The organism is Enterobacter sp. BIDMC 29, from assembly GCF_019378755.1.
In the GTDB taxonomy this organism is placed as follows: domain Bacteria; phylum Pseudomonadota; class Gammaproteobacteria; order Enterobacterales; family Enterobacteriaceae; genus Enterobacter; species Enterobacter ludwigii.
Genome location: NZ_CP080000.1, coordinates 2,133,693 through 2,152,597 on the forward strand (window position 1 = coordinate 2,133,693; position 18,905 = coordinate 2,152,597).

14 protein-coding genes are annotated in these 18,905 nt (G+C 54.7%); 8 read left to right on the forward strand and 6 right to left on the reverse strand.

Annotated elements, in window-relative coordinates; translation table 11 throughout:
* Window position 1: 1 nt before the first annotated feature.
* Entirely contained in the window at window positions 2-703 is a 702-nt protein-coding gene (locus JTA15_RS09670; RefSeq protein WP_219373245.1) for a phosphohydrolase, read from the reverse strand.
* A gap of 352 nt (window positions 704-1,055) precedes the next feature.
* Here JTA15_RS09670 and ompC point away from each other — a divergent pair, with 352 nt between their 5' ends.
* Window positions 1,056-2,222, forward strand: coding sequence for a porin OmpC (gene ompC, locus JTA15_RS09675; RefSeq protein WP_219373163.1), 1,167 nt, complete (start codon window positions 1,056-1,058; stop codon window positions 2,220-2,222).
* Between the two features lie 56 nt (window positions 2,223-2,278).
* Here ompC and JTA15_RS09680 read toward each other — a convergent pair whose 3' ends face one another.
* Window positions 2,279-3,142 carry an N-acetylmuramic acid 6-phosphate etherase gene (locus JTA15_RS09680; RefSeq protein ID WP_086532334.1) on the reverse strand — a complete coding sequence of 288 codons (864 nt, stop codon included), beginning with the start codon at window positions 3,140-3,142 and terminating at the stop codon, window positions 2,279-2,281.
* A gap of 164 nt (window positions 3,143-3,306) precedes the next feature.
* On the opposite strand from JTA15_RS09680, the gene JTA15_RS09685 reads away from it, so the two are divergent.
* Complete coding sequence (locus JTA15_RS09685) at window positions 3,307-4,923, forward strand: sensor histidine kinase (RefSeq protein ID WP_020883323.1); 1,617 nt, start codon at window positions 3,307-3,309, stop codon at window positions 4,921-4,923.
* Window positions 4,920-5,639, forward strand: a complete 720-nt coding sequence (gene dcuR, locus JTA15_RS09690; protein WP_014170753.1) for a two-component system response regulator DcuR — start codon at window positions 4,920-4,922, stop codon at window positions 5,637-5,639. The genes JTA15_RS09685 and dcuR overlap by 4 nt, the downstream gene beginning before the upstream one ends.
* Here dcuR and JTA15_RS09695 read toward each other — a convergent pair.
* Both JTA15_RS09695 and JTA15_RS09700 read right to left on the reverse strand, forming a co-directional pair.
* A complete protein-coding gene (locus JTA15_RS09695) occupies window positions 5,620-6,582 on the reverse strand; it encodes an FAD:protein FMN transferase (protein ID WP_219373164.1) in 963 nt (320 codons plus the stop codon). The genes dcuR and JTA15_RS09695 overlap by 20 nt on opposite strands.
* A 65-nt stretch (window positions 6,583-6,647) precedes the next feature.
* The gene (locus JTA15_RS09700; protein WP_219373165.1) at window positions 6,648-9,428 is read right to left on the reverse strand and encodes a flavocytochrome c; all 2,781 of its coding nucleotides are present in this window, start codon (window positions 9,426-9,428) and stop codon (window positions 6,648-6,650) included.
* Window positions 9,429-10,040: 612 nt separating this feature from the next.
* Between JTA15_RS09700 and JTA15_RS09705 the strand changes: the two genes are divergently transcribed.
* A complete protein-coding gene (locus JTA15_RS09705) occupies window positions 10,041-11,549 on the forward strand; it encodes an anion permease (protein WP_219373166.1) in 1,509 nt (502 codons plus the stop codon).
* Window positions 11,550-11,604: 55 nt separating this feature from the next.
* Window positions 11,605-13,254, forward strand: coding sequence for a class I fumarate hydratase FumA (gene fumA, locus JTA15_RS09710; protein ID WP_044857789.1), 1,650 nt, complete (start codon window positions 11,605-11,607; stop codon window positions 13,252-13,254).
* On the opposite strand, the gene JTA15_RS09715 is transcribed toward fumA, so the two are convergent.
* Window positions 13,243-14,148: a LysR family transcriptional regulator gene (locus JTA15_RS09715; RefSeq protein ID WP_219373167.1), complete on the reverse strand. Its 906-nt coding sequence runs from the start codon at window positions 14,146-14,148 to the stop codon at window positions 13,243-13,245. The genes fumA and JTA15_RS09715 overlap by 12 nt on opposite strands.
* 95 nt (window positions 14,149-14,243) lie before the next feature.
* On the opposite strand from JTA15_RS09715, the gene JTA15_RS09720 reads away from it, so the two are divergent.
* The 3 genes from JTA15_RS09720 to JTA15_RS09730 all read left to right on the forward strand — a co-directional run bounded on the left by JTA15_RS09720 (window position 14,244) and on the right by JTA15_RS09730 (window position 17,945).
* Window positions 14,244-15,551 (forward strand): serine hydrolase, encoded by a 1,308-nt coding sequence (locus tag JTA15_RS09720; protein WP_219373246.1) that lies wholly within the window; start codon window positions 14,244-14,246, stop codon window positions 15,549-15,551.
* Window positions 15,552-15,846: 295 nt separating this feature from the next.
* On the forward strand, window positions 15,847-17,160 hold the full coding sequence (locus tag JTA15_RS09725; protein WP_020883317.1) for an MFS transporter: 1,314 nt from the start codon (window positions 15,847-15,849) through the stop codon (window positions 17,158-17,160).
* A complete protein-coding gene (locus JTA15_RS09730) occupies window positions 17,157-17,945 on the forward strand; it encodes a substrate-binding domain-containing protein (RefSeq protein ID WP_219373168.1) in 789 nt (262 codons plus the stop codon). Before JTA15_RS09725 ends, JTA15_RS09730 begins: the two co-directional genes overlap by 4 nt.
* Here JTA15_RS09730 and JTA15_RS09735 read toward each other — a convergent pair.
* Window positions 17,920-18,819, reverse strand: coding sequence for a LysR family transcriptional regulator (locus JTA15_RS09735; RefSeq protein WP_014170763.1), 900 nt, complete (start codon window positions 18,817-18,819; stop codon window positions 17,920-17,922). The genes JTA15_RS09730 and JTA15_RS09735 overlap by 26 nt on opposite strands.
* Window positions 18,820-18,905 lie beyond the last annotated feature (86 nt).

The window sequence follows — 18,905 nt, forward strand, 5'->3', positions numbered from 1 at the left end:
TTCACTCGCTCAAACTGCGACGGAAGCGGCTCAGCACCTGGGTATCCAGCCCCAGGCAGTCGCCCTGTAATTCGGCACTTAATTTCGCCATAAACTGGATGAGAAAATCGGCGTTGTGTTGCGCAAGTTCGCGCCCCACGTCTGTGTGCATTGTATCAGGCAAGCGCAGCAGCTTGGTCTGAAAATGGTCGAGGGCAAAGGCGCGGTCATTAAGGGTACGCGCGTCGGCAAACGGGTCTTCAGCGTTAAAGAGCGCCACGCCCAGCGCCCCCGATACCGCAAAGACGCGCGCAAGACCAATAGCACCAAGCGCTTCCAGCCGGTCAGCATCCTGAACAATTTTGGCTTCATGACTGTGCGGCGCGATACCGGCGCTAAAACTGTGCGCTTCAATGGCATGCTCCACGGCCGCATAGCGTTCAGAGGCGAAATCCGGAAAATCGCGACGCAGAATATCGAGCGTCTTGCTGGCCGCCAGACGTGATGACTGGCTGCGTTGGGGATGGTTTTTCGGCAGGCTGACAATGTCATGGAAATAACAGGCGGTCAGTACCACCAGTGAATCGACCGCCTGGTTCGCCATGATTTTTTGCGCCGTCATCCAGACACGACGAAAGTGCGAAATATCATGCGCAGCGTCGTGGGTCGCGTGGTTTTTATCGAGCCAACGCTCAAAGCGAGACTGCCACTGCGTAAGTTCCATCATCACGTCCTGTTGTTAAAACGGCTACAATAGCAACTTTCCCCGCCGCTATCACGGCTTGTCCTGACAGGGACGCGTGTACCCTGCATTCCCGAGGAAATATATTTAATATCAATTGGAGATATTAAATAATACTGCCGCTAAATACTTAATGATAATTTATTTCTATATATTCTAAACTCTAATTCACCAGAAAAATAAAGCGACAGATAGAAATGTTTTGCAATATTTATACGATTTCAATTACATTTATTTTTGAACCAAAATGACATTGCGTAGAATAGTATCAATTCTGTAATGACAGAGAGTGATTACATATATTCATATTAATTATCTTTAAAGGGAATATATAATGAAAAGAAAAGTTCTGGCAATTCTCGTACCCGCGTTATTAATGGCTGGCGCAGCACATGCAGCTGAAATGTATAACAAAAACGGCAATAAAGTTGATCTGTACGGTAAGATCGATGCGCGTCATACCTTCTCTGATCACCCTGGGGATGATGGCGATGAAACCTATGTACAAATTGGTTTCAAAGGCGAAACACAAATCACTAACGATGTTATTGGTTATGGCCAGTGGGAATATAAAACCTACGCCAATAATACCGAAGACGCCGGTGATACTTCATTTAACCGTCTGGCGTACGCTGGCCTGAAATATGGCGAATACGGTTCATTCGATTACGGTCGTAATTACGGCGTCGTGTATGATGTTGAAGCCTGGACCGATATGCTGCCCGTATTTGGGGGCGATTCTTATACCTGGACCGACAACTTCATGGTCGGCCGTGCAAACGGTGTGGCGACCTACCGTAATGCCGATTTCTTCGGCCTGGTTGAGGGTCTGAATTTTGCGCTGCAGTATCAGGGGGCAAACGAAGGTCAGGACGCAACAGAAGATCAGGAAGGGACCAAGAACGGTCATGACGACGTGCGTTTCCAGAACGGTGACGGCTTCGGTATGTCCACTAGCTATGATTTCTCCGGCGATCTGTCTGGCCTGACCTTAGGCGCAGCCTACTCCTCTTCTGACCGTACCAATGAGCAGGAAGCGAAGGGTATACAAGACAGCGCACGTTTCGCCGGCGGGAAGACTGCGGAAGTGTGGACCGTTGGCGCGAAATATGATGCCAACAGCGTTTATCTGGCGATGATGTATGCGCAAACCCGTAATATGACGCCATATGGCGATACCGGGATTGCGGATGAGACACAGAACTTTGAAGCCGTGGCACAATACCAGTTCGACTTCGGCCTGCGTCCGTCCCTGGCATGGGTTTACTCCAAAGGCAAGGACATGACTTATCCTGGCAATGCGGGTAACCCACAGGGCCAGCATGGCGACATGGATCTGGTTAACTATATCGACGTCGGTATGACCTACAGCTTTAACAAAAACTTCTCCACCTATGTTGATTACAAAATCAACATGCTGGACAACGACGAAAGCTTCTACGAAGCAAACGGCATCTCTACAGATGACATCGTTGGCGTAGGTATGACGTACCAGTTCTAACTTCCCACTATGATAAAAGCCCGCATCGCGGGCTTTTTTTATTCAACAGAGAAATGTTACGGAGCTTCCTGCAGTGCCAGACGAATAAAGCCGTTGTTCTGCGCCAGCAGTTCATGCGCCTTCCAGGCATCCAGCCCTGTCAGCACCATCAGCACCGCTGTTTTACAGTTATGGTTGCAGCTCTCCAGCGCGGCTTTCGCCTTTGACCGGGTGCATCCCCCCGCTTCCATGACGATGGCAATTTGCCGTTCAGACCATTTGGTGTTGCTGGCGTCCAGATCCACGCGCAGGTTGCTGAACACGCGTCCGGTTCGAACCGCCAGGCCGGTGGTTATCATGGTCAGGATCATTTTTTGTGCGATCCCGGCTTTGGTATTGATATAACCCGCGATCGCGTCCGCGCCAAGCTCCGGGGCAATCACCATGCTCGCCAGCTGCGCGGCTTCACTTTGCGCGTCATCCGTAATAGCCGCGACCGGGGAACCCAACGACCACGCATGGCGCATCGCGCCCCAGACCCACGGTGTTTTTCCGCTGACGGTGACCGCCAGCATCATATCCTGTTCACCAAATTTGATGGCCTGCAGGTCGGCGACACCGCGCTCGTAGCTGCCCGCCTCCTCTCCCGCCGTTATGGCGATCACAGGCGTTTTTCCCGGGGCATACTCATCGGCTGCCTGCTGCGCGACACGGCCTGACGGACCGGCGCCAACAATGACCAGACGACCACCGTGACTCAGGGTCGCAGCGGCGTTATCCACCACGCGGGCGATCGTTGTTAAACATGGGGTTATTGCAGTGGAGATGAGGGCATCATCCTGGTGAATGACTTTCAGCATGTCCAGCGTGGACAATCTATCGATATTCATCGTGCTGGCGTGCCGTCTTTCCTTGACCGAACCGGTAAGCGTAATGCTCATAAACAACCTCCTTATTATGAGTACCCCTACACTATAAAGTGTTTTAGACAGGTGACCTGCGAGGAGGGTCACGAAAAGAGGACCGAATCCATGCCTTTACATGGCTTTAAGAAACGCGCGTCATCGGCGATAATTACCCCTTTCTTAATCATCGCGGAGTTTTGATGAGCGATTTGCAGCCCTTCCCCCTGACGCGCAAGCGCCCCATGAAACTGAACACCCTGGTCACGTTAATGGTGTGCGCGATTATCGGTTCTGTGCTGCTGTTGGTATTTGCGCTCTATTCCGTCCAAATCACCCGCGCCACCCGCGATGATGTTAAGGATACGGCCCTTGGGATCGCGCGAACGCTGGCCGACAGTCCTGAAATTCAACGCGGTCTGATGCAGGCTCCCCAGGCGGATATTATTCAGCCCATCGCCCAGGCGGTCACCAGGCGCAACGACCTGCTCTTCACCGTGGTCACCGACATGCGCGGTATTCGTTACTCGCACCCGAACGAAGCCCTGCTAGGTCTGCACTTTATCGGCGATGACCTGACGCCCGCGCTGGAAGGAAAGGAACATGTCGCCGTTAACCGGGGTGCCCTCGCGGAAGCGCTTCGCGTCTTCACTCCCGTCTTTGATAGCCAGCACGAGCAGATCGGCGTGGTGGTGGTCGGCATCTCCCTTAAAAAAGTGGAAGATCAGATTGCCCGTGGGCGGCTTAACGCCGTCTGGACCATATTATTCAGTATATTGATGAGCTCGCTGGCCATCTGGGGCCTGGTTCGCGTGCTCAAACGTATCCTGTTCGGCCTTGAGCCGTATGAGATCTCTGCGCTGTTCGAACAGCGGCAGGCGATGCTGCAGTCGCTTCGCGAAGGGGTACTGGCCGTGGATATTCAGGGTCGGGTGACAATGATCAACCACACCGCCAGAGAAATATTGCTTCTGCCTTCCGGCAAACAGACCGAAAATGCCAGTGCTCCCCTGCTGGCAAGCCTGCGGGAAGTCTCGAAGAGCGGCATTGCACGTAAGGATCAGGAGATCAGCTGCAACGGGCGACTCTTGCTGTGCAACATGGTGCCTGTTAAAAGCCAGGAGCGGGTTATTGGTGCCATCACCACTTTTCGCGATAAAACGGAAATCAGCCAGCTGATGCAGCGTATCGATGGCATGGTCAATTATGTTGATGCCCTGCGCTCCCATACGCACGAGTTTATGAACAAACTGCACGTGATCCTCGGGCTGCTGCATATGAAGCGCTACGACAAACTTGAAGAGTACATCATCCAGACGGCGCATAATTATCAGACCGATATTGGTACCATTCAGAGCAAAGTTAAATCTCCGGTGATAGCCGGGTTCCTGCTGGGTAAAATCAACCGGGCTAAGGAAGCAGGGATCGCCCTGACGCTGGCCGATGAGTGCCAGATACCGGATACCGCCAACGAAGAGCAGGTTGCGGTGCTGATTACCGTGCTGGGTAACCTCATTGAAAACGCGCTCGACGCGATGGAAGGACAGCAGGAAGGCGAAATTGGCCTGCTGCTACATTATCAGAATGGCTGGCTCAGTTGCGAAGTCAGCGACGATGGCCCCGGTATTGATCCGGCTCAGCTCGAGGCTGTTTTTACAAAGGGCTTCTCAACCAAAGGCGAAAATCGCGGCGTTGGGCTGTTCCTTGCTCGTCAGCAGATCCAGAACCTGGGCGGAGACATTACCGTCGAGTCTGAGCCTGGCGTATTTACCCAATTTTTTGTTCACATCCCCTGGGATAGCGAGAGGAATATCGCGTGATAAATGTGTTAATTGTCGATGATGACGCCATGGTGGCCGACCTCAACCGTCTGTATGTCAACCGTGTTGAAGGCTTTAGCTGCTGCGGCGTCGCCTCCACGCTCAACCAGGCCAGGGCCATCATTAACGACCCCAGCCAGCCTGTCGATCTGGTGCTGCTGGATGTCTATATGCAGCAGGATAACGGGCTGGATCTCCTTCCCGTCATCCGTGCCTCAGGCCGGCCGATTGATGTCATTATGATCTCCTCCGCCGCCGATGCCGCCACCATCCAGACCTCCATCCATTACGGTGTGGTGGATTATCTGATTAAACCGTTCCAGTTCCCGCGTTTTGAAGAGGCGCTGAACGGCTGGAAGGCAAAGCACAGCCTGATGGGATCGCATCAGTACTATGAGCAGGCCGACGTCGACAGATTGATCCACGGCGGTGCGCCGGAACTGGCGGACAGTAAAAAACTGCCGAAAGGGTTAACGCCGCAAACGCTGCGTACGATTTGTCAGTGGATTGACGCGCACCCGGAGACGGAGTTTTCCACCGATGATCTGGCAAACGCGGTTAATATCTCGCGCGTGTCCTGTCGCAAGTACCTGATCTGGCTGGCGCAAATCAACATTCTGTTCACCAGCATTCACTACGGTGCCACCGGGCGGCCGGTGTATCGCTATCGCCTGCAGCCCGAGCAGACGGCACTGCTCAAGCAGTACTGTCAGTAACGCGGTAGCTGTTATCCAGCAAGGTAAAGCGGAAGTGGTGCGCTGAAGAGAGCACCACTTCTTTTGTTTTGGTCACGAAGATTGCTTCAATGTCGGGTCGTGCACGCAGCGCTGAACAGCCTTTACTGACGCCCATGCCGTACATCAGCGTGGTCCAGATATCACCATCAATGGAGTTTTTCGAAATGATGGTGACGCTGTCCAGTTCGTTATCCAGCGGATAGCCGGTACGCGGGTCAAGTATGTGGTGATAACGCCTGCCGTTTTGCTCAAAAAAGCGTTCGTAGTTACCCGATGTCACCACCGACATGTTCTCTACGGTCATCGTACCGATCAGCGCCTCCCCGGCGAACGGTTTTTTGAGCCCCACGCTCCAGCCTCCTTCCGGTGAACCCAGAGTCTGGATATTACCGCCAAGATTAATAAGCCCCAGTTGAGCGCCCTCTTTACGCAGGTAATCGCGCACTCTGTCGGCGATATAGCCTTTGGCGATGGCCCCCAGATCAATCTCCATGCCCGCCCGGGTCAGGAAAACGCTGCTGCTGGCCTCATCGAGGACCACATCCTCAGGATGGGTAATGGCGAGCAACGACGCGATTTCATCGGCAGGCGGAACGCTATCTCCCCGAAAACCGATTTTCCAGCGTTTCACCAGCGGGCCGATGGCCAGGTTAAATGCGCTCTCCTTGAGCTGGCTTGCCGCTTTCGCACAGCGGATAAGCTCAAAAACCGGGCGACTGACGGTGACAGGATGCTGGCCGGCAGCATGGTTGATATCCATCACCTGCGAGCTGGCACGGTTGACGGTCAGCAGGTCTTCATACTGTTTAATCAGTCTAAAAACGCGAGAAGCGAGGGCTTCATCATGAGAGAAAAGCTTCAGGAGAATGGGCGATCCCATCAGAACGGCGGAGTAACTGTAGACGCGGTGGTCAGAAGACATGGTGCAAGCTCCCTGGTTGAAATGCCGGATACACGGCGCGTATCCGGCATACCCTTACGGCTGACTTACGCCCTTTTCGCGCGCATCGCCGCCTGATGTCCGGCAAGCGTACCAAAAATAATGATATCTGCCACCGCGTTACCCCCGATGCGGTTACCACCGTGGATACCACCGACCACTTCACCGGCCGCAAATGCCCCTGGCAGCACGTTGTGGTTGCTGTCCAGTACGCAGGTTTCGGTGTTAATGGTCACACCGCCCATGGTGTGGTGCACGCCCGGCGCAATCTGAATGGCATAAAATGGCCCTTCGTTGATTGGTGCACGCAGCGCGGTCGTACGGCCAAAATCGTCATCGTGCTGTTTTTCAACAAACCCGTTGTAACGCTCCAGGGTCGCCAGGAAAGCGTGATAATCCATACCCAGGGCTTCAGCCAGCGCTTTAGGTGAGCTGGAGCTGGTGACAAATCCTTTGGCGATGTACTCATCTGCCGCTTTGTTTTTGGCGCGGACATGCTCATCAAAGACGATGTAAGCGTATTTCTCCGGCAGGGCGATAATTTGTGCAGAGACTTTATCGCGGGTTTCCATCTCGTTGAAGAAACGGTTCCCCTGCTGGTTCACCAGAATCGCCCCGCCACCGCGGATGGATTCGGAAATCAGGTACGAGGTTTTCTGCTCAACGGTTGGGTGGATCTGGATTTCCCCCATATCGACCGTACCGGCGCCAATACGCTCCAGCAGCGCGATACCACCCCCTGTCGCCCCTTTGTGGTTGGTGGTCACGAAACCTTCCAGGTCAGGACGGTACTTCACCACCATCTGGCTATTGGCGCTGAAACCGCCGGTAGCCACAATGACGCTTTTGGTTGCTACGGTAAGGGTTTCGTTTTCTTCCGTGGTCAGACGTACGCCGGTGACTTCGCCGTTCTCGAAGAGAATGTCGCTGACCGACGTATCGAGCATGACCTCGATGTTGCGTTTGTTGACGTTACGCACCAGGCCGCTAATCAGATAGCCGCCCACCGCAGAACCGTCTTTTGGACGGTGAGTACGGTCGATGCTCATCCCGCCGGTGGTGGTGATGTCGTTGAGCATAATGCCGCGGGTCGCCAGCCACTCGATCGCCTGCGGGGCATTTTCCACAAAGCGGCGCAACAGTTCCGGGTTGTTCTTGTTTTTACCGCCTTTCAGGCTTTCCTGATAGAACAGCTCTTTGCTGTCCTGAATTCCTTTCACCCGCTGGAAGCGTGTTTCCGCGGCATTCATCCCCGCAGACGCTTTAATGGTGTTACCGCCGATGGAGGGCATTTTCTCGACAATCAGCACGCTTACGCCTTCGTCATGCGCCTGGATTGCTGCGGCCAGACCCGCGCCACCGCTACCGACCACCACAACGTCAACGCTTCGGGTCTCGTTCGGGTCGACACCCTCTTCGGCTGCCAGCGCTTTGCTGGATTTCAGCATGGCTTTAGACACCGCTTTTTTGACCGCTTCACTCTGGCTGGTTGCACCGGTAATGGCATCCACGTGCGGGGTGTTTGCATCCAGAATACGGGTGCGGATCTCTTCGAAGCTGGTGACAAACTCAACGTCCTGGGTCGGGCCAGAAGCCAGTTCAATGTCGGCGATGCGGTCGGTCTCCAGGCTGACGTTAATCACCAGTTCGTTGCTATCGTCCCGAACATTCTCAATAAACATGCCCGGTTTAAATTTCGATTCACCCATGCTCATATCGCGGATCATCGCCTCCACCAGCGAGAAACGCCACAGCGGCTCAGGGATGCTTAGCGCTTCGCGTCGGGTGCTGTCCATAAACAGTTCCAGCGTTTCTCCCGCCGCGATGCGGTCTGTCCAGTCCGGATAGGCGATGGTGGCGCGGCCTACGGCGATAAGATCGTAGCCATGTTCCAGCGCCTCGTTCGCATCCGCGGCATTGACCACGCCACCGACGCCCATGACCGGCACCTGCGCCAGCGTGTCAGAACGCATTGCGCGGTATTTTTCGATAAGCGGGGTCGGATCCTGCGTGTCGACAATAGAAGGACGCAGGGTTGCGCCAACGGAGAAGTGCAGATAATCCACACCGCGCGCGGCCAGCTTTTCCAGCAGGTACATGGTGTCTTCAAAGCGGATGCCCGGCTCTTCCAGCTCTTCAGGGGAGAAGCGATAGCCGATGATAAAGGCGTCATCGGCGTACTGGCGCACCATTTTATGGGTGATGTCGAGCACGGCCAGCGGGAATTTCGCGCGGTTATCGCGGCTGCCACCCCACTCGTCGTCACGCTGGTTAGAGTTTGGAGAGTAGAACTGCTGAATCAAATAGGTGTTGGCCCCATGGATTTCAACGCCATCGAAACCCGCCTGAATCGCACGGCGTACTGCTTCACCGAACTTACCGATCATCCCTTCGACTTCTTCCCCCGTCAGGGCAACCGGCGTGGCGGCGCCGTCACGCGGCGCGGCAACGGCACTTGGCCCCACCGGCGTGCGGCCACCGATCAGTTTCGGATCAACCATGCGGCCGCCGTGGTAGATCTGCAGCAGCGCTTTAGAGCCTTTGGACTTAATCGCCTCAGCGATCTTCGCCAGCCCGGCGATTTTCTCGTCGTTATCAATGCCAATCGCACCCGGGAAGGCGAGACCGAGATCGTCAACAAAGCAGCACTCAACAATAATGGTACCAATACTGCCTGAGCGGGCGCGATAGTACTCAACCAGCTCGCTGGTCACCGTACCGTCGTAATAACCGGTACAGGTCGTCATAGGGGCCATTAACAAACGGTTTTTCAGTTCGGTACCATTCGGTAATGTGAAGGGGCTTAGAATACGTTCGTTAGTGCTCATAATAGAAACTCCAAACTTTAAAATTAAGAATTCGTTATCGGGCTCAGTTTTATTTCGATTTTTTATTCCGATGTCATAATACTAATATAATGATTTTTTTAGTTTCTAAATCTATTACGTTAGTTAAAAAACTATTTAATCCCTTCAATAACATTAATAACACATTGGTGTTAGTAATATTAATTACTCCATTCACAATCCTTTAAACACTGTTAACGTATCAATGACCTTTTCACGATCCCAAGAGACAAAAACAAACCATTAAAAACATAGTGTTATATGAAAATAGTTATTTGAAATGTTAACAACATTGAGTAAAATCCATATCAAAAATAAATAATACCCACATACGCCAGAGTGGTTATTATCAGTTGAACAAAAACACCACCGCAACTCTATTTTCTTGATCGCGATCAAGCATCGAGACAGTCAAAGGCGCAATATATAAATATCATCAATTTTTAATTTAGCGCATCAAAAATGCGTTAAATCGCTATTACTGAAATAGCAAATGCGCACCTTTAGTAACTAAAGAAAATAAAAACAAACTAAAGAAAGCAAATGAATATTTCAGCGCATAACCGAATTCCTGACAACTTAAGACGCGAAACTATGAATACAAAAACTGCTGTAACGCCCCCTGTGGCGAGTCACGCATCCAACGGAAAGGCAAAACGTCTGCTAATGATGGCATTGCCCGTTGTCGTTGCCGTGCTGTTACTGTTTGTTCCGGTCCCGGAAGGGCTTCCTCCTTACGCGTGGCACTACTTCGCTATCTTTGTCGGCGTGATTGTCGGTTTGATCTTCGAACCGCTGCCAGGCGCGGTCATTGGCCTGACCGGCGTCGTGGCGATTGCGCTCTGCAGCCAGTGGGTGTTGTTCAGCCCGGAACAGCTGGCTGACCCGAAATTCAAACTGGCGGGTGCCTCCTTTAAATGGGCCGTGAGCGGTTTTGGTAACTCTACCGTATGGCTGATTTTCGGTGCCTTCATGTTTGCCGCAGGCTATGACAAAACCCGCTTCGGCCGCCGTCTGGCGCTGATTCTGGTGAAATATCTGGGTCGTCGCAGCCTGACGCTCGGTTACGCTATCACCTTCGCGGACCTGCTGCTGGCACCGTTTACACCTTCCAACACCGCGCGTAGCGGCGGGACCATCTATCCGATTATCGCTAACCTGCCGCCGCTGTATGGTTCGAAACCAAACGATCCAAGCGCGCGTAAAATTGGTTCTTACCTGATGTGGGTGGCGATCACCGCGGCCTGTATTACCAGCTCAATGTTCCTGTCTGCCCTCGCACCGAACCTGCTGGCGCTGGCGCTGGTGAAAAGCACCGTGGGGATCGACATCTCCTGGGGCACCTGGTTTATCGCATTCCTGCCGCTGGGCGTGCTGCTGATTCTGACCATGCCGCTGCTGGCCTACTGGTTCTACCCGCCTGAAGTTAAAGTGAACAACGAAGTGCCACTGTGGGCGACCCGTGAACTGGAAAAACTGGGCAAACTGTCCCGTAACGAAATCCTGCTGCTGATTTTCGTCTGCTGTGCGCTGCTGATGTGGATCTTCGCCGCCGCGTGGATTGAACCGGCGATGGCTGCACTGTTAATCGTGGGTCTGATGCTGTGGACCGGGGTGCTGGAGTGGAACGATATCACCGGGAATAAAGCCGCCTGGAACACCTTCGTCTGGTTCGCCACCCTGGTTGCGCTGGCGGATGGCCTCTCCTCCACGGGCTTCATTAGCTGGCTGGGTAAAGAAGGCGGTCTGCTGATGAGCGGTATCTCGCCGGGTGTTGCCACCATCGTACTGCTGCTGGCGTTCTACCTGCTGCACTACCTGTTTGCCAGCACCACCGCACACACCACGGCGCTGCTGCCAGCGATGCTGACCATCGCCTCTACCATTCCGGACATGAATATGGAGGTGTTCGTCCTGCTGATGGTGACCTCCCTGGGTGTCATGGGGATTATCACCCCTTACGGTACCGGCCCTAGCCCTATCTACTACGGTAGCGGCTACCTGCCAACCAAAGACTACTGGCGCCTCGGCACCATCTTTGGTGCCATCTTCCTGGCGGCCCTGCTGCTGATTGGTTATCCGTGGATGTCCATGATGTTCTGATCCCTGACCGCCGGGCTACCTCTCCGGCGGTTTTATTTTTTTGGAGCAATACGCTATGTCAAACAAACCGTTTTACTACCAGAACCCCTTCCCTCTCGCACACGACGATACCGAATACTATCTGCTGACCAAAGAACACGTCTCTGTTGCCGAATTTGAGGGTCAGGAGATCCTGAAAGTGGAACCCGAAGCGCTGACGCTGCTGGCACAGCAGGCTTTCCACGACGCCGCCTTTATGCTGCGCCCTTCGCATCAGAAACAGGTTGCCGCGATTCTTAACGACCCACAAGCCAGCGAAAATGATAAATACGTTGCCCTGCAGTTCCTGCGCAACTCTGAAATCGCGGCCAAAGGCGTGCTGCCCACCTGCCAGGATACCGGTACGGCGATCATCATGGGTAAAAAAGGCCAGCGCGTCTGGACCGGTGGCGGTGACGAAGCCGCGCTGAGTCAGGGTGTCTATAACACCTACATCGAAGATAACCTGCGTTATTCCCAGAATGCCGCGCTGGATATGTATAAAGAGGTCAATACCGGCACTAACCTGCCTGCGCAGATCGATCTCTACAGCGTCGACGGGGACGAGTATAAATTCCTGTGCATGGCAAAAGGCGGCGGTTCCGCGAATAAAACCTATCTCTATCAGGAAACCAAAGCGCTGATTACCCCGGCGAAGCTGAAAAACTACCTGGTTGAGAAAATGCGTACCCTGGGTACCGCGGCCTGCCCGCCTTACCATATTGCCTTCGTGATTGGGGGAACCTCGGCTGAAGCGACGCTGAAAACCGTTAAGCTCGCCTCAACGCGCTATTACGACGCGCTGCCCACCGAAGGCAACGAACACGGTCAGGCGTTCCGTGATGTTCAGCTCGAACAGGAACTGCTTCAGGAAGCACAGAACCTCGGCCTGGGCGCACAGTTTGGCGGGAAATACTTCGCCCATGATATTCGCGTGATCCGTCTGCCGCGCCACGGTGCCTCCTGCCCCATTGGCATGGGCGTCTCCTGCTCCGCTGACCGCAACATCAAAGCCAAAATCAACCGCGACGGTATCTGGATTGAAAAACTGGAGCACAATCCGGGCCAGTATATTCCTGAATCCCTGCGCCAGCAGGGCGAAGGCGACGTGGTCAGCATCAATCTGAATAAGCCGATGAAGGAGATCCTGGCCCAGCTTTCTGCTCATCCGGTCTCTACCCGCCTGTCGCTGAACGGCACCATCATCGTGGCGCGCGATATTGCCCACGCGAAGCTGAAAGAGCTGCTCGACAACGGTGAAGAACTCCCGCAGTACGTCAAAGACCATCCAATCTACTACGCAGGCCCGGCCAAGACTCCGGACGGCTATGCATCAGGCTCTCTCGGCCCAACCACGGCTGGACGGATGGATTCGTACGTCGACCTGCTGCAGTCTCACGGTGCGAGCATGATCATGCTGGCGAAAGGCAACCGTAGCCAGCAGGTGACCGATGCCTGTCATAAGCACGGCGGTTTCTACCTCGGCAGCATCGGCGGCCCGGCGGCGGTACTGGCACAAAACAGCATCAAGCGTCTGGAGTGCGTGGCCTATCCTGAACTGGGTATGGAAGCCATCTGGAAAATCGAAGTGGAAAACTTCCCGGCGTTTATCCTGGTGGATGACAAGGGTAACGACTTCTTCCAGCAGATCCAGAATCAGCAGTGCAATGGGTGTTCACAGCGCTGAGTTTTTCCACAACGCCGGTAACAGCGACAGCGTTTCAGCGATCCTCTCTCGCTTGTCGCTTCCCGGCTTCCAGATGGTCACCATCGTCTGACTTATCCCCTGGCTGCCCACTTCGGTGTGCAGCCTTTTTACCTTTTTCCACCCGGTCGGCTGGAAATGCGTCGGTAAGAATCCCCAGCCGCATCCCTGCTCCAGCAGGCCCCGCAACATCTCCAGCTCATTGGTGAAAAGGGTGTGCCCCGAAATCTGCAGACAACGTGCCACCGGCTCATCCGAGGCGGCGTGCATAATCACCTGCGGCACCAGCGACAACTCAAGCAGCGACAGCGGCTGCGTGGCTTCAGCGAACAGCGTGTTGCAGGCGTAGAAATCCATATCGATCGCCCCGAGCGCCCGCCACTCCATTTCATTACCCACACTGCGATTACGTGCCTGGCAAATGCCCAGATCCGCCTGCCCGCTGGCCAGCATCGCTTCCGCCTCATCCCGGGAGGCGCTGACCAGGCTCAGACGTAAATGTCGCTTCGCCATCTCGCCAATTAGCGCCTGCAAAAATGGCCTCGAGGTAAAGGGATCGTAAACCAGCGTGATGTCCTGCGTAGCACGCTCCGGTACCGCGCTGGCAAATGCCTCAAAGGCTTTCACCTGGCGCATCAGCAGGTGCGCCTGACGCTGCAGCTGCTCGCCCTCAGGGGTCAGACGCAGCGTGCGTCCTTCACGCACAAACAGCCTGTACCCTAATCCATCTTCGAGAAAATCAATCAGGTCGCGCAGCGTCGTACGATCTTTCCCGAGCTTCATCGCCGCTTTTGCCAGGCCACCGTATTCCACCACGGCGGTAAACGCTTCCAGTTGGGCAAAGGAATAAATTACCGTCGTCACGCCACTCTCCATTCAGTTTTCGGGGGGAATTTCCCCCATTACGCGTTTTTTATTATAAGTCGCGGGTTCTTAAACTGAAGGCGTTCCTATTCACAGCGAGAAAAATGATGAATTATCCTTCACTGAACCGCACGCTGCTGGCGGGCGTTGTAATTAGCCTGTGCAGCGGTCTGTTTGCGCCTGTCGCGCTGGCAGCCTGCGACGGTACTGACCTGAACACCTGCCCTGCTCCGTTCGACAAACAGCTTCCTGACACGCACAAGATGCTCACCTGGAGCCAGGCGGATCGCGTGGTCGGCTTTCGAAATGACTACCGCAACTACGCGGGAGATGTGTTCCATCACGGCAACGCCACGCCGCTGCTCAGCGCAGAGAAACCGCTCACTGACGCCCGCTACCAGATCAACGGCAAGACCTATAACCTGCAGGACTACCTGAAACGTCAGAACGTGAGCGGCATGCTGGTACTGAAAGACGGCAAAATCGCGTGGAAATATCTCGGCGAAGGCAATACGGATACGACGCTCTGGACCTCCCGTTCGGTCGGGAAATCCGTGGTCTCAACGCTGGTTGGCGTGGCTCTCAAAGAGGGAAAAATTCGCTCACTCGACGACCTGGTCACGCAATACGAGCCAGACCTGAAAGGCACCGCCTGGGACGGCGTGACGTTAAAACAGCTGATCACCCACACCTCCGGCGTGGCATGGAACGAAGACTACACTAATCCCGCCTCCGATTTCGCGCAGCTCACCGAGTGCGAAGCGAAACCAGGCACCTATGACTGCGTGCGTAAACTGGTGTCCGGGCTGAAACGCGAACACCCGGCAGGCCAGCACTGGTCTTACTCCTCCGGTGGTGCCTGGCTGTTGGGTGACGTGCTTGAGCGTGCAACGGGCATGACCCTGGCCGCCTATCTTGAGAAGAGCATCTGGCAGCCGTACGGCATGGCGAGCGACGGTGTATGGCATGCCTACCGTAAAGGTCAGCATGATGTCGGCGCGCATGGCTTTAACGCCACGCTGGAAGACTGGGGACGCTTCGGGGAGTTTATCCTGCATAACGGCACACTACCGAACGGTAAACAGATCCTGCCCGACAACTGGGTGAAAGACGCCTCGCGCTGGACGCAGGCTGATGGATCTGTCTCTGACGCACACCCGACCGGCTTGTACGGCTATCAGTGGTGGAACAACGAAGTGCCCGTCACGGCTACGAAGGTGGTGCCCGCGGCGAATGAGTCGCTGAAAGGCTCGCTCTGGGCGCTGGGGATCTTTGGGCAGATGATCATGGTAAACCAGGCGGAAAATCTGGTGATCGTTCAGTGGTCCACCTGGCCGCAGGCCGAACCGTCGTTTAGCGCTCAACCGCTGGAAGCCTCACTGATGTTCAGTGCGATTGCCAACGCGTTGCGGTAAGTCGCGGTACGTGATAGTTAACAGCCAGGCATCGCCTGGCTTTTGTATTTTCTGCAAACAAGGGAGCCTCTGCGCGATGTCACAAAACGGCAATATCAGTAACTTACCCAAACTGGTGAATAAAAAATCAATTAATTGTTAAGTTGTTGTTACGACAATCACTTCCGATCGACCACGCGCTATTGATGCGTTAAATGCATCAGTCCATGTATTGATTGCGCTTATAAATTTGGGGTTCTTGATCCAGTTTTCAGACACAGACGAGCAAAACGTCAACAATAAACTGGAGATAACCATGTTTTCCTCAACCTCACCTGCAACCGTTCGCTCGAAAGCGGGCGCGATACTTCGCGTGACGTCCGGCAACTTTCTCGAGCAATTCGACTTCTTCCTCTTTGGCTTTTATGCGACCTACATCGCGCATACCTTTTTCCCGGCGAGCAGTGAATTTGCTTCCCTGATGATGACGTTTGCCGTCTTCGGCGCAGGATTTTTAATGCGCCCCATCGGGGCAATCGTACTGGGTGCCTATATCGACAAGGTTGGGCGCAGAAAAGGACTCATCGTGACCCTGTCGATTATGGCGGCGGGTACCTTCCTGATCGTACTTATTCCGTCTTATCACAGCATAGGTCTGTGGGCACCGTTACTGGTTCTGACTGGCCGACTGTTGCAGGGTTTTTCTGCCGGAGCGGAGCTGGGTGGCGTATCGGTCTATCTGGCTGAAATTGCCACGCCCGGCCGCAAAGGTTTTTACACCAGCTGGCAGTCCGGCAGCCAGCAGGTCGCGATTATGGTTGCGGCAGCCATGGGGTTTGCGCTGAATGCGCTGATGGCAGAGAGCGCCATTCGTGAATGGGGCTGGCGTATCCCGTTCCTGGTCGGTTGTTTAATCGTACCGTTTATCTTTTTCCTGCGCCGCAAGCTGGAGGAGACAGAGGAATTCAACGCACGCCGCCATCATCTGGAGATGCATCAGGTCTTTAAAACCCTGCTCGGTAACTGGCAGGTGGTCATTGCTGGCATGCTGATGGTGGCAATGACCACCACGGCCTTTTATCTGATCACCGTTTACGCGCCGACTTTCGGGAAAAAAGTGCTGATGCTCAGCGCTTCGGACAGCCTGCTGGTTACGCTTCTGGTGGCAATTTCCAACTTTATCTGGCTGCCGATAGGCGGTGCGCTGTCGGACCGCTTTGGGCGTAAACCGGTGCTTATCGCCATGACGCTGCTGGCTCTGGCGACGAGCTACCCGGCACTGACGCTGCTGGCGCAGGCACCGAGTTTCTCAATGATGCTGAGCGTCCTGCTGTGGCTCTCTTTCCTCTATGGCCTGTACAACGGTGCGATGATCCCGGCGCTCACGGAGATCATGCCTTCTGAAGTTCGGGTAGCGGGGTTCTCCCTGGCCTACAGTCTGGCAACGGCGGTATTTGGAGGGTTCACGCCGGTAATGTCTACCGCGCTGATTGAATATACCGGGGATAAGGCCTCTCCCGGCTACTGGATGAGTTTCGCCGCGGTATGCGCCCTGCTGGCAACGCTCTACCTGTACCGTCGTCGTGCAGTGACGCTGCAAAATACCGTGAAATCAGAGGGGGCGGCATGAGACTGATTCCTCGACTGACCACCAGCGCGTTGATACTGACCGTCCTGAGCTTTAGTGCCTCAGCGAAAGAGGTGACGGTCATGATCTCAGGCGGTTTTAAAGCCGCCCTTGAAAAGCTGGCACCGGAATATGAACGCCAGACCGGAGATAACATTGTGCTCATTCCCGGCCCGTCTATGGGAACGACTCCGCAGGCAATTCCTAACCGGCTTGCGCGCGGGGAAAAAGCCGACGTGGTGATCATGGTGGGCGATGCGCTGGCAACACTTGAAAAGGACAACCTGACTCAGCCAGGCTCGCGCACGGAACTTGCGGACTCCCCTGTCGGTATGGTGGTAAAAAAAGGCGCAGACGTCCCGGATATCAGTAACGAGGCGAAACTTCGCCATACGCTGCTTCAGGCGGAGTCCATCGCCTACTCCGACAGCGCCAGCGGCAGATACGTCAGCCAGACGCTGTTCAAAACGCTGGGGATTGAAAAAGAGGTGATGGGTAAAGCAACGAAGGTTGAGCGCACCCCCGTCGCCGAAGAAGTGGCGAAAGGGAAATACGCGGTAGGTTTCCAGCAGGTCAGCGAACTGCTGCCGATTCCAGGGGTGACGTTTGTTGGCAAACTCCCGGACAACCTGCAATACATCACCCGCTTTGCTGGCGCCGTGACCCGCCACGCCGACCATCCTGGCGAAGGGAAAGCGCTGCTGGATTACCTTTCCTCGACACAGTCCAGCGCCGTGATTCGCGACACGGGGATGAGCCCCGTCACGTCCCGCGGTACTGCTCAGTAATGTGTTTTTCCAGTTCAGCCGCAATGTAAGACTGGATACGCCCCCGGCGTCGAATCAGCCCCACAGTGCGTTTCACCTCCGGTGCCACGAGCGGGACAGACGTCAGTAGCGAGTGCTCTGACGTCGGCATCGACATGGCGGGCACGGCAGCAATGCCGATGCCCGCCTCTACCATACCGAGCATCGTGGTCACATGGCGCGTTTCGCAAACGCTGGGACGCGCAGGCACAATATCCCCCAGCATCCGGTCGAGCAGGTTACGGTTGCCTGACGTTTTGTCGAGGATAATATAGTCCTGCTGATAAAACGCCTGCCACGTCAGGTGAGTCTTTTTTGCCAGCGGGTGATCGCGCCTGCACGCGGCGACATAGCTATCTTCCACAAGGGGGAAAAACTCGATTTCAGAGGGCAAACTCCCGGCGAAACAGATCCCGAAATCCGCCTGGCTACGGGCAACCGCGTCAATGACATTCCCCGCGCTGCTGTCGATGAGCTTAATCCGGACACGCGGATAACGGGACTGAAAGCGACGAATGACATCCGGCATAAAGTAATAGGCCGCAGACGGTACCGTAGCGACGGTAATCAGCCCGGTCCGCTCTTCACTCACTTTATCAATATCAGCCAGCATGGACTCAACGTTATCGAGCAATTGCGCTGAACGTTCAGCAAAGTTCTGCCCGTACAGCGTCAGAGCCACGTGGCGGGTGGTCCGGTCAAACAGCTTCGCTCCCAGCGCCGCCTCCAGTTTTTCAATCCTGCGGCTCAGTGCTGACGGGGACAAACAGATAGATTCAGCAGCAACCCGAAAGTTGCCGTATTCCACTAACGCTCTGAAAGCATAAAGATCGTTAAGGTCAAAATTTACGGGCATAGCGTCTGAATGTCCTGTCTGGCAATACGAACGAAAGTCAAAAATAATAGCGGCTTATTGTCCAGCCGCAACCGGTGAAGCACCGA

Excerpts from the sequence above, each read along its gene's own strand:
- JTA15_RS09670 (WP_219373245.1), bottom strand. The coding sequence starts at position 703 with ATGGAACTTACGCAGTGGCAGTCTCGCTTTGAGCGTTGGCTCGATAAA.
- ompC (WP_219373163.1), top strand. The coding sequence starts at position 1,056 with ATGAAAAGAAAAGTTCTGGCAATTCTCGTACCCGCGTTATTAATGGCT.
- JTA15_RS09680 (WP_086532334.1), bottom strand. The coding sequence starts at position 3,142 with ATGAGCATTACGCTTACCGGTTCGGTCAAGGAAAGACGGCACGCCAGC.
- JTA15_RS09685 (WP_020883323.1), top strand. The coding sequence starts at position 3,307 with ATGAGCGATTTGCAGCCCTTCCCCCTGACGCGCAAGCGCCCCATGAAA.
- JTA15_RS09695 (WP_219373164.1), bottom strand. The coding sequence starts at position 6,582 with ATGTCTTCTGACCACCGCGTCTACAGTTACTCCGCCGTTCTGATGGGA.
- JTA15_RS09700 (WP_219373165.1), bottom strand. The coding sequence starts at position 9,428 with ATGAGCACTAACGAACGTATTCTAAGCCCCTTCACATTACCGAATGGT.
- JTA15_RS09705 (WP_219373166.1), top strand. The coding sequence starts at position 10,041 with ATGAATACAAAAACTGCTGTAACGCCCCCTGTGGCGAGTCACGCATCC.
- fumA (WP_044857789.1), top strand. The coding sequence starts at position 11,605 with ATGTCAAACAAACCGTTTTACTACCAGAACCCCTTCCCTCTCGCACAC.
- JTA15_RS09715 (WP_219373167.1), bottom strand. The coding sequence starts at position 14,148 with ATGGAGAGTGGCGTGACGACGGTAATTTATTCCTTTGCCCAACTGGAA.
- JTA15_RS09720 (WP_219373246.1), top strand. The coding sequence starts at position 14,244 with ATGAATTATCCTTCACTGAACCGCACGCTGCTGGCGGGCGTTGTAATT.
- JTA15_RS09725 (WP_020883317.1), top strand. The coding sequence starts at position 15,847 with ATGTTTTCCTCAACCTCACCTGCAACCGTTCGCTCGAAAGCGGGCGCG.
- JTA15_RS09730 (WP_219373168.1), top strand. The coding sequence starts at position 17,157 with ATGAGACTGATTCCTCGACTGACCACCAGCGCGTTGATACTGACCGTC.
- JTA15_RS09735 (WP_014170763.1), bottom strand. The coding sequence starts at position 18,819 with ATGCCCGTAAATTTTGACCTTAACGATCTTTATGCTTTCAGAGCGTTA.